This is a genomic window from Streptomyces luteireticuli (genome assembly GCF_041519305.1).
Classification (GTDB): Bacteria; Actinomycetota; Actinomycetes; order Streptomycetales; family Streptomycetaceae; genus Streptomyces; species Streptomyces luteireticuli.
In genome coordinates this window covers 5861859-5875505 of the sequence record NZ_CP167927.1, presented here as the reverse complement: position 1 = coordinate 5875505, position 13647 = coordinate 5861859, and the positions used below count along the sequence as shown (strand labels likewise).

Annotated in this window: 15 protein-coding genes; 5 read left to right on the top strand and 10 right to left on the bottom strand. The window is 68.1% G+C overall.

What is annotated here, in order from left to right:
- Positions 1-3: 3 nt before the first annotated feature.
- From AB8735_RS26505 to AB8735_RS26490, 4 genes are all read right to left on the bottom strand, one after another.
- Positions 4-1221: a cytochrome P450 gene (locus AB8735_RS26505; RefSeq protein WP_344026195.1), complete on the bottom strand. Its 1218-nt coding sequence runs from the start codon at positions 1219-1221 to the stop codon at positions 4-6.
- Positions 1222-1707: 486 nt separating this feature from the next.
- On the bottom strand, positions 1708-1938 hold the full coding sequence (locus AB8735_RS26500) for a trypsin-like serine protease (RefSeq protein ID WP_372411919.1): 231 nt from the start codon (positions 1936-1938) through the stop codon (positions 1708-1710).
- Positions 1935-2429 carry a YbaK/EbsC family protein gene (locus AB8735_RS26495; protein WP_372409837.1) on the bottom strand — a complete coding sequence of 165 codons (495 nt, stop codon included), beginning with the start codon at positions 2427-2429 and terminating at the stop codon, positions 1935-1937. The genes AB8735_RS26500 and AB8735_RS26495 overlap by 4 nt, the downstream gene beginning before the upstream one ends.
- Before the next feature lie 124 nt (positions 2430-2553).
- A complete protein-coding gene (locus AB8735_RS26490) occupies positions 2554-3843 on the bottom strand; it encodes an MFS transporter (RefSeq protein WP_372409836.1) in 1290 nt (429 codons plus the stop codon).
- 218 nt (positions 3844-4061) lie between these two features.
- Between AB8735_RS26490 and AB8735_RS26485 the strand changes: the two genes are divergently transcribed.
- On the top strand, positions 4062-4943 hold the full coding sequence (locus AB8735_RS26485; protein WP_372409834.1) for an NB-ARC domain-containing protein: 882 nt from the start codon (positions 4062-4064) through the stop codon (positions 4941-4943).
- Positions 4944-4981: 38 nt separating this feature from the next.
- On the opposite strand, the gene AB8735_RS26480 is transcribed toward AB8735_RS26485, so the two are convergent.
- A protein-coding gene (locus AB8735_RS26480) for an IS3 family transposase (protein ID WP_372409833.1) occupies positions 4982-6162 on the bottom strand; the annotation gives its coding sequence in 2 pieces (ribosomal slippage) (positions 4982-5898 and positions 5898-6162; 1182 coding nt in all).
- Between AB8735_RS26480 and AB8735_RS26475 the strand changes: the two genes are divergently transcribed.
- Positions 6153-7388 (top strand): hypothetical protein, encoded by a 1236-nt coding sequence (locus AB8735_RS26475; protein ID WP_372409831.1) that lies wholly within the window; start codon positions 6153-6155, stop codon positions 7386-7388. The genes AB8735_RS26480 and AB8735_RS26475 overlap by 10 nt on opposite strands.
- On the opposite strand, the gene AB8735_RS26470 is transcribed toward AB8735_RS26475, so the two are convergent.
- Together AB8735_RS26470 and AB8735_RS26465 are read right to left on the bottom strand one after the other, a co-directional pair.
- Positions 7385-7576 carry a DUF397 domain-containing protein gene (locus AB8735_RS26470; protein WP_372411918.1) on the bottom strand — a complete coding sequence of 64 codons (192 nt, stop codon included), beginning with the start codon at positions 7574-7576 and terminating at the stop codon, positions 7385-7387. The two genes, AB8735_RS26475 and AB8735_RS26470, sit on opposite strands and share 4 nt — an antisense overlap.
- A gap of 26 nt (positions 7577-7602) precedes the next feature.
- Positions 7603-8445, bottom strand: a complete 843-nt coding sequence (locus AB8735_RS26465; protein ID WP_372409830.1) for a helix-turn-helix domain-containing protein — start codon at positions 8443-8445, stop codon at positions 7603-7605.
- A gap of 286 nt (positions 8446-8731) precedes the next feature.
- Between AB8735_RS26465 and AB8735_RS26460 the strand changes: the two genes are divergently transcribed.
- Genes AB8735_RS26460 through AB8735_RS26450 form a run of 3 tightly spaced genes read left to right on the top strand, consistent with a single transcriptional unit; the run spans position 8732 to position 9437 of the window.
- Complete coding sequence (locus AB8735_RS26460; protein WP_372409829.1) at positions 8732-8989, top strand: hypothetical protein; 258 nt, start codon at positions 8732-8734, stop codon at positions 8987-8989.
- The gene (locus AB8735_RS26455; protein ID WP_372409827.1) at positions 8986-9204 is read left to right on the top strand and encodes a hypothetical protein; all 219 of its coding nucleotides are present in this window, start codon (positions 8986-8988) and stop codon (positions 9202-9204) included. The genes AB8735_RS26460 and AB8735_RS26455 overlap by 4 nt, the downstream gene beginning before the upstream one ends.
- Positions 9201-9437, top strand: a complete 237-nt coding sequence (locus AB8735_RS26450) for a hypothetical protein (protein ID WP_372409825.1) — start codon at positions 9201-9203, stop codon at positions 9435-9437. Before AB8735_RS26455 ends, AB8735_RS26450 begins: the two co-directional genes overlap by 4 nt.
- Before the next feature lie 579 nt (positions 9438-10016).
- On the opposite strand, the gene AB8735_RS26445 is transcribed toward AB8735_RS26450, so the two are convergent.
- From AB8735_RS26445 to serA, 3 genes are all read right to left on the bottom strand, one after another.
- Positions 10017-10451, bottom strand: a complete 435-nt coding sequence (locus AB8735_RS26445; RefSeq protein ID WP_372409824.1) for a MarR family winged helix-turn-helix transcriptional regulator — start codon at positions 10449-10451, stop codon at positions 10017-10019.
- The gene (locus AB8735_RS26440; RefSeq protein ID WP_372409822.1) at positions 10448-11821 is read right to left on the bottom strand and encodes an MFS transporter; all 1374 of its coding nucleotides are present in this window, start codon (positions 11819-11821) and stop codon (positions 10448-10450) included. Before AB8735_RS26440 ends, AB8735_RS26445 begins: the two co-directional genes overlap by 4 nt.
- A gap of 117 nt (positions 11822-11938) precedes the next feature.
- Positions 11939-13543 carry a phosphoglycerate dehydrogenase gene (serA, locus tag AB8735_RS26435; RefSeq protein WP_372409820.1) on the bottom strand — a complete coding sequence of 535 codons (1605 nt, stop codon included), beginning with the start codon at positions 13541-13543 and terminating at the stop codon, positions 11939-11941.
- Between the last annotated feature and the right edge of the window lie 104 nt (positions 13544-13647).

The following is a 13647-nucleotide window of genomic DNA, read 5'->3' as shown; positions in this document are numbered from 1 at the left end:
CGGTCACCAGGTGACCGGGAGGGCGAACAGTCCTTGGACGGTGCCGCCGGGCTTGGCGCGCACCTCATCCGGGGCAACGGCCAGCCGCAGCGTGGGGATACGGGCAAACAGGGACGAGAAGGCGATTTCCAGCTCGGCGCGGGCCAGGTTCTGGCCCAGACACTGGTGGACGCCGTAGCCGAAGGCCACATGGTGCCGTGCGGAGCGGCGGATGTCGAGGGCGTCGGGGTCCGCGTAGACGGCCGGGTCGCGGTTGATCGACGGGGTGGCGAACACCACGCCCTCCCCCGCCCGGATCGTCACCCCGGCCACCTCCACGTCCCCGGTGGCCACGCGCATCATCCCGTCGGCGATGGACAGATGGCGCAGCAGCTCCTCGACCGCGCCGGGCATCAGCTCCGGGTCGGCGCGCAGCGCGGCCAGTTGGTCCGGCCGCTGGAGCAGGGCGTACGTCCCCAGCGAGATCATGTTGGCCGTGGTCTCGTGACCGGCGACGAGCAGCAGCAGCGCCATCATCACCAGTTCCTCGCGGTCGACCCGGCCGTCGGCGAGCTGGTCGTTGACCAGACCGTCGAGGAGCCCGTCGCCCGGGATCCCGCGCTTGGCGTCGAGCAGCCCGCGCAGATACGCCCGGAGCTCCTCGCGGGCGGCGTTCGTCTCGTCCGCGGTCCCGGCCAGGAGCAGCGTCCGCGAGCACCGCTCGAACAACTCGTGGTCGGCGTAGGGCACTCCGAGCAGGGCGCTGATGACCGTCGACGGCAGCGGCAGGGCGTACGCGGCGACGAGGTCGGCCTCCGGCCCGGCGGCAAGCATGCGGTCGAGGAGTGTGTCCACGGTCCGCTGGATGTCGTCGCGCAGGGCGGCGATCTTTTTGAGCCCGAAGCCCGGGATGAGCATCCTGCGCTGCTCGTTGTGCCGGGGGTCGTCCGTGCCGAGCAGCGGCAGCTGGATCGTGCGCTGGTCCCGGTTGCGCGGCATCAGGACGGGGAAGTCCGCGCGCTGCCGGTCGGCCGAGATCCGGGGGTCGGTGAGCAGGGCGCGGGCCTCGGCGTGGCCGGTGACGAACCAGACCTCGCGGCCGTCGAAGAGCCGCATCCGGTTCAGCGGGGCGTCCTCGCCCGGGGCGGGGTAGGCGGGGGGCGGGTCGTAGGGGCAGGTGCGTTCCTGCGGCCAGGCGAGGGAGGTGGGGGTGGACGGGGCGTCGTGCGCGGTTTCGGTCATGGCGACCTCCGGCAAGCGGACTAGTATCCTCGGGCAACCATTATTCCGGATGGTGGCGTTCCCGTCCATGCGGTGGCCGGCCTGCCGGATCGCCTGCTGCTCGACCGCATCGAGGATCTGATATTCGCCGACCCGGCGGCCACGCGGCTGGCCACGAGCGCTTCACGCCCGCCGGTCAGCCACTTCGCCCACCAGCTGTCCACCGCCTTGAGCGAGACCTGGAACACCGCCGGGAAATCCGCGCGAGTCCAGTCTGCCGCCAACGCGGCCACCGCCCGCAACGAAGAACCTCCAGCGTCTACGGCGGCAACCGCCGTGCATCCCCCGCCAGTTCACTCTCGAAGGAATCGACGCCCCAGAGCACCTACCGTTTCGGATCAATACGACAACATGCTGCCGTTCTGCCCGCCTGCCCCATGACACGCTGCTGCCCCACTCCGCCTGGAGCGGGGCAGCAGCCTCACCTCGCCACGCAGCCGCCACGACTTACCCGCCCACGGAACGCCCCGCCACCACTTCCGGTAGATCGCGCACATACTGACGGATCCCGGGGACGGGGGAAGACATGCGCGTGTAGTGGTTCGCGGCGCTCTCAGCCCCGCTGGCGCCAAAGGCCCCGGAGAGAACACCGAGGACTTGGTAAGTGCCACCGTGCGAGTGCATCAGCGGACCGCCGTCATCGCCAGTACACGTCGGCCTGCCCTCTACACCTCTCAGGGAGAAGTGATGTCGGCGACCATGGCATTCGACGGGATCCGCACAATGTCAGACGCTTTCGCCTCTACGGTGCAATGCGGCTGGCCACTCCCGCACAGCACGGTGCCCATCTGAGGCACCATGGCGTCGAAGACTACAGTGACGTCCGGAGCGTCGCAGACAGGGCCGACCCCGCCGCGTTCCATGTTCAGCCTCTGCAAGGCCACCTCGTCGGCAGATTTCAGGGCAGAGCGCGACACTCCCAGGACAGACGCGAGCCGACCGTAGCGGATGCGAGCCGGGCCCGGAACGACCGCCAATACAAGGCGGTCGAGACCGACGGTGAACGCCACCGTCTTCAGCGAGTTCTGGATGTTCTCCTCTGTGAAGCCGGTGCGGGTCCGGATGTCCGCGCCGGTGCGGATCTCCACGTGCTGGTGCACGTTGTAGGCCACCCCAGCGGCGGCGAGGATCGCGGCAGCGGGTGGGGGCGAAGTCGGTGCGTTCTCCATGCTTCTCCAATCGCAACTGGTCAAGGTTCAAGCCTGGTTGTAGCAGTCATGCAGCCACGCCTTCTGCGTATGGCCGAGTGAGTCAGGAGCAGCGCGGCCAAGAAGGGGAGTGTCGCTTGCCTGATCACCTGGTGAGGGCGGGGCCGTCGTCAGTTCCTGCTCTGCCATGATCGTCCTCACCTGCTGATGCCCCGGAGAGGGGCGGCTCTGGTGTCTGAGTCCGGTTGCCTCGCATGCCCGACGCGATGGCGGCCGCAGCGGCCAGGGCGACCCCGCCGAACACGAGCCAAGCCGTACCTCGCAGGCCCTGCCACAGCGCGACTCCGATCACGGGGCCGATTGCGGTCCCTACACCGAACATGGCTTGTGATGCGCCGAGGTACCTGCCGACGAGCTCGGTGGAGCCCGCCTGCGCGGGGTACGCGACCATCGTTGGAGAGCCGACGACTTCGCCGAGTGACCAGACCACCGTGGCCAGGGCGAAGCCCACGACCCCCAGCCGAAGGGAATAGGCGGACAGCCCAGCGGCGACCAGAACCACGCCGCACGCCGCGCCCAACCGCCGTGGCCAGTGCTGCACTTTTCTGGTGACAGCGAGCTCGCACGTGATCACCATGAATCCGTTGATCGCGACCATGACTCCGTACACCATGGTGGGCCAGCCGGCATCTTGGACGGCCAACGGCAGGACGGAGACGTACTGGATGTAGACCGCAGAGTAGGCCAGCATGCCTACGAGGAAGCCCAGGTACCGGATGTCGCGCAGCACGGTCAGGTATCCACCATGTGCACCCGGGGCGTGGGAAGTTCGAGCTGCGCGCGGCGGGTCGGCGGGTAGGGACTGCTGGCAGATGACGGCACACATCAGCGCGGCAATAGCCTCACCCCAGAACAACACCTGGTAGGACATCGCTGCCAGTAGGGATCCGAGCAGCGGTGCGGCCGTTGTTCCCAGGTTTTGCGCCATGCGGTACAGGGCGAAAGCCATCACATGCCGCTGCTCCGGCACCCCTGCGCTCACCAGTTGAGCGGACACAGGCCGGTAGATCTGGCTGGTGGCACCGAGCGCGGTCACGATGATGAGCAGGACGGGGAACGATGTCACCGCCGGAACGCCAGCGGTGAGCAGGGCTGTTGATGCCATTGACCCGGTGATCGCCCGGCGGGCTCCGATGCGGTCCACCAGCCAGCTGCCTAGCAGGATGCCGGCGATCGCGCCGACGCCGTTTGCGCCGAGCGCGATGCCGGCCTGCCCGGCGTCGTACCCGTCGTGTACCAGGTACAGCACCAGGAATGCCTGGAGAAAGCCGCCGAGCCGGTTCACGAACACCCCGGCGATCACGGCCTTGACCGTCCGTGGCGCCGCTCGCCAGGTAGCTGCCGCGCCGACCGCTGCGATCTGGTCCGCAGCCATAGGTTGCCTGCCCACGGCTCAACTGCCCGCTACGAGACTCACGGCACGCTCGGCTGCGTCCAGCGCCTCGGCGCACTCCTCGGAGGTGTCGCCAGTGATTGGAGCTACAGGAATCGGCTTCGGAGACACCGGTCGCGTCCACGGCGGTTGGACCCGAGCCGGTCCCGGCAGCCGGTCCGGCCAGGGCCCCGGCCAACCTACCGGCCCGCCCCCATGGGATGATCGGCCGCGCCGATCAGCTGGCTCTCATACAGCGGGCGTTGACCGCGGATGCTGAGGGACACCTGCCGATCGCCGTCCTCAGCGGGCCGGGAGGCTATGGCAAGACCACCCTGGCCACCGAGGCCGCCCATCGCATGAGGGCTGACTATCCAGATGGCCAGCTGTACGCCCATCTGTCCGGCTCGCAGCTGCCACCCGCGAGCGCGGGGGACGTCCTCGCTCGATTCCTCACGTTCATCGGCATTTCCGAGATGCCGGCGACGGTTGACGCCAAGGCCGAGGTGTTCCGGGCGGCCGTTGCCGGCAAGAGGCTGCTCATCGTGCTCGACGACGCCGCCACCACGGCACAGGTGGTGCCGTTGCTTCCTGGAGAGCCCGGCTGCGCGGTGATCGTGACGAGCCGCAACCCGATGCCCGGCCTCGGCGGTGGGCACATCATGCTCGGCCCGCTGGACCAGGACGAGGCCGGCGAGTTGATCAGAAATCGGGTCGGCGTCGACCGCAACGGCACACCCGGCGTGCTCAAACGGCTGATCAAGCTGTGCGGGGGCATGCCCTTGGCCCTGGACCTGGCTTGCGCCAGACTCGCCACCCACCGCCACTGGGATTTGCCCTACCTTGTAGGTCGGCTTGCGGACATCGACCAGCGGCTTTCGGTGCTCAGCGTTGACGGCCGCGACGTCCGCACCTGCTTCGAACTTGGCTATCAACTCCTCTCCCCGGGTGGCCGGGCCCTCATGCGGGCGATCGGCAATCTCGGCGTCGGAGAGACCAGCGCTTGGACCGCGGCTGCCCTTGCGGACAGCACTGTCGGCGAGGTCACCCCTCTGCTGGACGAACTTGCCGCAGCCCATCTGCTGACCGTCACGGGGACTTGAGGCGCCGCGAGTTCTCCGGACAAGCGTCTGACGGTCTCTTACGCGACGGATCGCAACTTCTGGTATTCGGCATGGACTTCACGGGGAGGCCGGTATCCCACTGCCGAGTGAAGGCGTTTGTGATTGTACCAGAATTCGATGTACCGGGTGATGTCCTGTCGGGCAGCTTCACGGGTCAGGTAAGTTACGCGTGATGCTCGCTCGTTTTTCAGTGTGCCGAAGAACGATTCGGCGATAGCATTATCGAAGCAGATTCCGGTGCGGCCGGCTGATTGCCGCAGTCCGAGCCCTGAGAGGACGCCCGCGTACTCGGCTGACATGTAGTTGCTGCCGCGATCCGAGTGGAATATGGCTCCCGCGGCCAGCTTCCGGTTGCGGGCGGCGTTGCGTATGGCCCGGGATATCAGAGGTGTCTGGTAGTGGTCGTCCATTGCGTATCCGATGACTTCCTTGGTGCAGCAGTCGATGACCGTCGCCAGATAGAGCCATCCTTCACCGGTTTTGATGTAAGTGATATCGCCGACGAGCTTTTCGCCGGGGGCATCGGCGGTGAAGTCGCGGCCGACGAGGTCGGGCAACGCGCCGGCCGCGGGCCGGGTCAGGCCGAACCTCTTCGGCTTCGGCTGGCAGGTCACCAGGCCCAGGACCCGCATCAGCTGGCGGACCAGCTCCAGGCCGGCGGCCACGCCCCAGCGGGCCAGCTGGGCATGCACGCGCCGGTACCCGTATGTGCTGTCCGACATCTCGAATACCTTCCGGATGAGCGTCTTCAGTTCCTCGCGGCGTTTCGCCGTCGCGGAATCGGAGCGCGAGCGCCAGTCGTAGTAGCCAGATTTGGACACGCCGAGCCGCTGGCACATGAACTCGACTGTGTAGGCGTACTCCTCGGTGTCGAGTCGCATCGTTTCGATGAACTCGAACTTGCTGGCTACCGGGGATCCCTCGCGAAGTACGCTGCGGCTTTTTTCAGGAACGCGTTCTCCATCTCAAGCTCACGGACGCGCCGTTCCGCTTCCTTCAGACGGGCCCGTTCGTCAAGCGCCAATGGTGCATCGGCCGTCGGCTCGTTGCGCCGCTTATGCTTCTTCACCCAGCCGCGGAGCGTCTCCGGGTTGATTCCGAGTTCACGCCCTACCTCGGTGACGGTCTTGCTCGACTGCAACGCGATCTGGACGGCTTCTTCCCGGAACTCCGGGGTGTACTTGCTGGGTGGCGCCACTTCTTCTTCCTCGTTTCCTGTTCAGGACAACCCTATTGGATGCCTGTCCGGAAACTTCGGGGCTCCTCAACTTCCCCTACGTCCACTGCCGACTCCATGACCTGGTCTTGGCCTATGCGCGTGAGCGGGCGATGGCCGATGGCGATCCAGCCGAGCTCCGCGTCGAGCTGAACCGTGCCTTCGGCGCCCAGCTGGCCCTGACCGACGCTGCCTACACCGCGATGCACGGGCCCCAAGAGCGCGCCTTGACCGGCGGCACTGCCCGGTGGACGCCGATGGACGCACCGCCGCAGATCACGGGCTCGGCCACCGAGTGGTTCGTGGCACGCTTGCCGCGCATCTCCCAGATGGTGCAACGGGCGGCTGAGGCGGGCCTGTATGAAGCCTGTTGGGAACTCGCGGTCGCACCGCAGACAGCTCTGGAAGCCGGTGGCTACTTCGACCTGTGGCACACCACACACGCGCACGCGCTGGCCGCAGTGGGCATCAGCTACGGCGAGGCCGCTCTGCTGCACTCGCTCGGCTATCGCGCGCTGGTCCTCCGCGACTACCGCGAAGCCGAAACCCACCTGTGCCGGTCGGCGGAAATCTTCAGCCGCCTCGGCGATACCGAAGGCCAGGCGGCCGTCATGGCCTTGATCAGCGATGCGTGCCGAATACAGGGTGACCCGACGGCCGCCAAGGCGGCCTGTGAACGCGGCTTCGCCCTGCGGCCGGCCAACAGGCGCACCTGCGCCAACCTATGGCTGAATCTCGGCCGGGCACAGACACACCTTGATGAGCTCACATCGGCCAAGGAGTCACTGCGCCGCGCGCTCATGCTCTACGAGCAGAGCGATGACCGGCGGGGACAGGCCGAAGCCCACTGCGACCTAGCACGGATCTTCGTCCGCGAAGCCGACCTTGTTGCCGCCACCTCCGCCTTTGGCTCGGCGTTTCAGCAGGCCCAAGCCGTTGGCGACACTCTCGGCATGGCATACATCCTGACGGATCTGGGCGAAGCCCACGCCCGCCTCGGTACTGCCGAGAACGCGCACCCGCTGCTGATCAAGGCCGCGGAACTCGCCCAGCAGGCCAACAACGCATACGTCCAGAGCCGCGCCCGGCAGGCCCTCGCCGAGCTCGTCCCGCGCGAGCGCCCCGACACCGCTCACGCGGCGCTCGCCCCCGTCCCGACAGCGAACATGGAGAGCGGTTGTGATCCATTTCCCGGGAGCGGCGGCTAGGCGGTGAAAGGTTCCGCCTTCAGTTCCGATATGAACCGACTCCATGCCCCCTCTGTGACACACAGGAAGGGGCGTCGCGGCTCTTTGCTATCACGTATCGCTATGTCTACGTTTGGTATGAATGCACTCATTTCAACGCAATTACTGTTGCTTGCGCTATAGCTGGACTTAAACCATCCAGTGCCCACATTGGGAGGTGTATGGATATGCTTGCTCACTTTTCCTGTTCCTTCAATCGAGCGATGAGGGAAAGTGATCTCTCGAATGGAAGTGCTGCGGCCGTAAGCCGCTCGAACGCTTCCGCGTAGCGTGCCACGTTCGCGGGTTCCTCCACGTAGAGGCTGCTTTCCAGATTCTCCAACAGGACCACCTCCATGCCAGGCTGCTCGAACCCGAGGGCCGTGAACCCGCCAGTTCCGCCCGGATGTAGCTCCGCATCCAGGGGGAGAACCTGGATGGTTACATGCGGGTACGCGGCAACATCCAGCAAGCGCTGGAGTTGATCCCGCATGACTCCCGTTCCCGGAACACTTGCCAGCAATGCCGCTTCGTGGATGATCGCTCGAAGCCGCAATGGGTCCGGCTTCGTCAGTACGGCCTGCCGCGCCACTCGCACCTCAACAAGCGCGTCTACGTCTTCGACTGAGGCTGTCATGCTGTGTGCGGTGATCACCGCACGTGCATATGCGGAGGTTTGAAAGAGGCCAGGAATCACCAGCGGCTCGTAGGTGCGCACCGATGAGGCGTCCGACTCCATGCTGATCAGATCTGAGTACGCGGGAGACAGGTCGTACGTCTGCCACCATCCTCGCCGACCTCCGTCCCGCGCCATCTTGAGTAAGAGGTCACGAGCGCCGTCATCGGTGAGCCCGTAGACATCGAGGAGCCGCTCCACGTCGCCAGGCTTGGCGCCCCGCGTTGCGCTCTCGATCCTTGACACTTTTGAGGTGCTGATCCCTGACCGGGCCTCAACCTCGTCCAGGGTCAAGCCGGACTCTTCGCGCAAGCGCCGCAATTCAGCGCCAAGTCGCCGACGCCGCACGGTTGGTACTGCCATCCCGCGCCACCTCCCGTCGCTACCGCTGTTCAGACCGTGCTGCCCGAGCATGCTCGCACAGACGGATCACTCGTTGGGTTGGCAAAATTGCCAGTTTCGGCGTCTCGCTTGCCAACCAGTTGTCGCGTAGGTCACTCTGCTCGTGGTTCAACTACGCCTTACCCACGGCTCGTTGCTGAACGTCCCTCCGTTGCGACACCCGCTGGCAGGGCGCAGGAACGCAGCAGACCCCCGCGGCCGTGCGACCGGTCCGGGGGCGTGGCCAACGCTGGATAGGAGCGCCGACATGCTCAACTCTATCTCCCGAGGACTCCGGTGGCTCAGGGACGCCCTCTTCCTCGACATCGGCCCGGAGATTCCCGTAAGCCCCCCAGCCATGCCGACCCCGCCCGCCACCCCCACGCCCCAGGCATGGCCCCAGGAGCGCCAACTCCTCTGCGGATGCGTGCAGGTCTGCCGGTTCCGCCCCAGCGTCCCCGCCGTGAACGAGCCCCAGGGCCTCAACATCGTCCGCCAGCCCCAGGCCGGAGAGGCGGACCGATGACCAACCTCCCCGTGATCGGCTCGTACGTCGCAGACCTCGAACGGAACAAGATCGGCGAAGTCATGGCCCGCCAGCGCGGATGCCTCCAACTCCGCCGCATCAGAGGCGGGTTGGAATGGGACGCCAAGCCCACCGAGGTCCGCCGGGCGACCATGGAAGAGGTCCTGAACGACAAGGTAGAAGCCACGAACGCCGAAGAAGGGGAGGGAAAATGAGCGCACACACCGTGATCCGGTTCGCCGACTGGACCATCACCCCTGAAACGGCCCCAGAAGCCCCCGGCATCATCCATGAGCTGGAGTGCACCACCTGCGGCGCCATCTCCGGAGCCAACGAGGATTTCGAAGAAGTGCGAGACTGGGCTTTCCGGCACGTCGGACGCAACCCCTCCCACACCGGCTACCGCGAGATCATCCATCGGTTCTGGCGAGCCGTCCTGATGGAGTGAGGAACGCCCCGTAGACACCTGCCTCGGCCGCTCCCTCGTCAGGTGAGGACGGTTAGCGGCCAAGGCAGGCATCCGGCTCCCGCCAGGGCTCAGGCGGGGGCTTCTTCGCGTTCCGCAGTCGTCATCGACGGTAGTGGGGCGAGTGCGACACAGGTCAGGACTGGGATCCTGTCTCTATTCCCCCGTTCCTTCGGGGGCTCCGCCTCCTCGCCCCCTGCACCCCCGCTTCCGGGGCTCCGTCCCTGGCCCCCGGCATCGCGGCTCCGCCGCTCGTCCTCAAACTCCCCGGAGGGGGGCAACCCCCAGACGGGCTGAAGTGCACGCCCGGGCCGGATCGCACGCTCAGGCCGAATTTGCAGGAGCGGGCGCGCCGTTTCGGCCCGGTGCGCCATCCAGCCCGTCCGGCGTTTGAGGACTCCGCCCGAAGGGCGGACGGGGTCCGGGGTCTCCCCGGAAGAAACGGTGAAAGGGCGGGACCGGGGCACACCCAACCCGCCCCGCAGAGCGCGGCAGCGCGCACGCAGGGTCCCGCAGGGGCGCAGCCCCTGCGGAAACGGCGAAAGGGCGGGGCGGGGAAAACTACCCCTCCCCCCGCCGCCGCCCCACCATCCGCCCCACAATCCGCTCCAACTCCACCAACTCCCCCTCCGGCAACGCCAACAACGCCGCCGGCGGAGTCCCCAGAATCGCCTCCGCCCGCTCCGCCGCACACCGCCCCTCCTCCGTCACCGACACGATCTTCGACCGCCGGTCCGCCGGGTTCTCGGACCGTACGACGAGCCCCCGCCGCGCCAGATCGTCGACGACGAGCGTCGTGTACGGACGGTCGGTCGCCAGCGACTCCGCCAACTCCCGCAGCGTCAAAGCCCCCTTCGCGATCCGCCGCAGCGCCTTCACCCGGAAGAAGCTCATGCCGAGCGCCTCGACGACCTCCTTGCGCCGCTCGTTGCCGCCGAGGACGACCTCGCGCAGACCGCCCCACGCCCGGCGCGCCGTCTCGTCCTTCGTACTCATGTCGTCGTCACCGGAACCCTGGCCTGATCACAGCCGTCGCAGTCGAGGCGGGCCGCCGCCCGTTCGGCGGTCCGTGCGGCCCAGCGGCCGGTGGTGATCGTACCGAGGGCGAGGACGGCCGCTCCGCAGCCGGTGATGATCCACCAGCCCGCGGCCCCGACGTGCGCGCCCACGACCGCGACCCCGAGCGACGTACCGACCTGCCGGCTGGTGGAGGCCAGTGCCGCCGCCACCCCGGCCCGGGAGCGCGGCAGACCGGACACCGCCGTATTGGTGATCGGCGCGTTGACCAGCCCGAACCCGGCCCCGAAGAGCACGAACGCGGTGAACAGCAGCGGGTCGGAGGACTCGGCGCGGAACACCGCGAACAGCACGCCGCTCGCCGTCAGCGCCACCCCGGCCAGGACGAGCGGTAGCCGGGGCCCCCGCGTCCCCACCAGCCGGCCCGACACCGGGGCGAGCACCAGGCACATGACGGCCATGGGCAGCAGGTGCACCCCCGCCGCCAGCGCGGAGAGCCCGCGCCGCTCCTGGAGCTGGAGCATGGTCAGGAAGAGGAACCCGGCCAGCGCCGCGAAGGTGCACACCGCCGTGAGCGTCGCCCCGGCCAGCGGAACGCTGCGGAACAGCCGTGGTTCCACGAGGGGTTCGTCCCGCCGGATCCCGACGGCGAGCAGCGCGACGAGAGCGGCCGCCGCGATCCCGAAGAACGCCGCCGCGCCCTCGATGATCCCGTAGGTCAGCGAGCCGAGGAACAGGATCATCAGCAGCTGTCCGGCCGGGTCGAAGCGGCGCGGCTTCGGGGCACGGGACTCGGGGACGTACCGCAGCGTCAGCGCCAACGCCCCCAGCCCCACGGGCACGTTGATCCAGAACACCGAGCGCCAGCCGACCGATCCCACCAGCGCACCGCCCACGATGGGCCCGGCCGCCATGCTGATGCCCACGACCCCGCCCCAGATCCCGATGGCCCGGGCGCGCTCCTTGGGATCGGTGAAGACGTTGGTGACGATCGACATCGCGACGGGGCTGAGCATCGAACCGCCGACGGCCTGCACCGCTCGGAAGGCGATCAGCCAGCCGAGCCCCGGCGCCAGGCTGCACAGCGTCGACCCGGCGGTGAACATCACCAGCCCGGTGAGGAACACCCGGCGGCGGCCGAACCGGTCGGCCATCGAGCCGGACAGCATCAACAGCGAGGCCAGCACGACGACATACGCGTCGAGCGTCCACTGCAGCCCGGAGACCGAGGCGTGGAGATCCGTCCGCAGCGACGGCAGGGCCACGTTGAGGATCGTGTTGTCGAGGCTGACCAGCAACAGGGCCGAGCAGCAGATGCCGAGGACGAGCCAACGGCGGTCGGGTGTCACGCCAACCTCCCGGGAGAGCAACAGTTGCAAAATCCCAATCATTGGAATCGTACAACTAAACGAGGGCACGAAAAAGCCCGGCACGACGGCCGGGCCTCTCCGCAGGTCGGGCGGGACTCAGTCGGCCAGGTTCACCGCGCGGGCCGATGCCGCGCCGATCTCCTCCGCGATCTCGGCCAGCACCGGCGCCGGGATCGACTCGTCCACGGTCAGCGCCACCAGCGCCGCACCGCCCTCGGCCGAGCGCGAGACCTGCATGCCCGCGATGTTGATCCCCGCCTCGCCGAGGATGCGGCCCAGCGCGCCGACGACACCGGGGCGGTCGACGTAGCGCAGGAAGGCCATGTGGTCGGCGAGGGCCAGGTCCACCCCGTTCTCACCGACGGCGACGATCTTCTGGAAGTGCTTGGGGCCGGCCAGGGTGCCCGAGATGGAGACCTCGTCGCCGCCCGAGAGGGTGCCGCGCACCGTGACGACGTTGCGGTGCTCCGAGGACTCCGAGCCCGTGGTGAGCCGCACCTCGACACCGCGCTCCTGGGCGAAGAGGGGGGCGTTCACATAGGAGACCGTCTCGTCCACGACGTCCTCGAACACGCCCTTGAGCGCGGAGAGTTCGAGCACCTTGACGTCGTGCTGGGTGAGCTCGCCGTACACCTCGACGTCGAGGCGGACCGCGACCTCGCCGGCCAGCGCGGTGAAGATCCGGCCCAGCTTCTCGGCCAGCGGCAGGGCCGGCTTGACGTCCTCCGCGATCACTCCGCCCTGGACGTTGACCGCGTCCGGCACCAGCTCGCCGGCGAGCGCGAGGCGCACGGACTTGGCGACGGCGATACCGGCCTTCTCCTGGGCCTCGCCGGTGGAGGCGCCCAGGTGCGGGGTGGCCACGACGTTGTCGAACTCGAAGAGGGGCGAGTCCGTGCAGGGCTCGGTCGCGTACACGTCCAGGCCGGCGCCGGCCACCCGGCCCTCCTTGAGGGCCGCGGCGAGCGCCTCCTCGTCCACGATGCCGCCGCGGGCGGCGTTGACGATGCGGACCGAGGGCTTCACCTTGTGCAGCGCCTCGTCGCCGATGAGACCGATCGTCTCGGGGGTCTTGGGCAGGTGGACGGTGATGAAGTCGGCCGTCTCCAGCAGCTCGTCGAGCGAGACGAGCTTGACGCCCATCTGCGCGGCGCGCGCGGGCTGGACGTACGGGTCGTAGGCGACGATCTTCATCCCGAACGCCGACATCCGCTGGGCGACCAGCACCCCGATGCGGCCCAGGCCCACCACGCCGAGCGTCTTCTCCGAGAGCTCCACGCCGGTGTACTTCGACCGCTTCCATTCGCCGTTCTTCAGCGCGGAGTTGGCCTGCGGGATGTTGCGGGCGGTGGCGATGAGCAGGCCGCAGGCGAGCTCGGCGGCGGTGACGATATTGGACGTCGGGGCGTTGACGACCATGACACCGGCCTTGGTGGCGGCGGCGACGTCCACGTTGTCGAGGCCGACACCGGCGCGGGCGACGACCCGCAGCCGCTTGGCGGCGGCGACCGCCTCCGCGTCGATCCGGGTGGCGGAGCGCACCAGGACGGCGTCCACATCGGTGACGGCGGACAGCAGCTCGGCACGGTCCGCGCCGTTGCAGTGCCGGATCTCGAAGTCCGGGCCCAGGGCGTCGACGGTGGCGGGCGAGAGCTCTTCGGCGATGAGTACGACGGGCTTGCGGGTCGAAGCAGTGCTCACGGGGTCTTCCTCACTGGTCCATGGGGGTACCTCCCGTGCCGTTAAGGCAACGGGGGACGACGGCCGTCCCGACGGCCGCAGGCGGTGAAGGGGCGCAGCCGCGT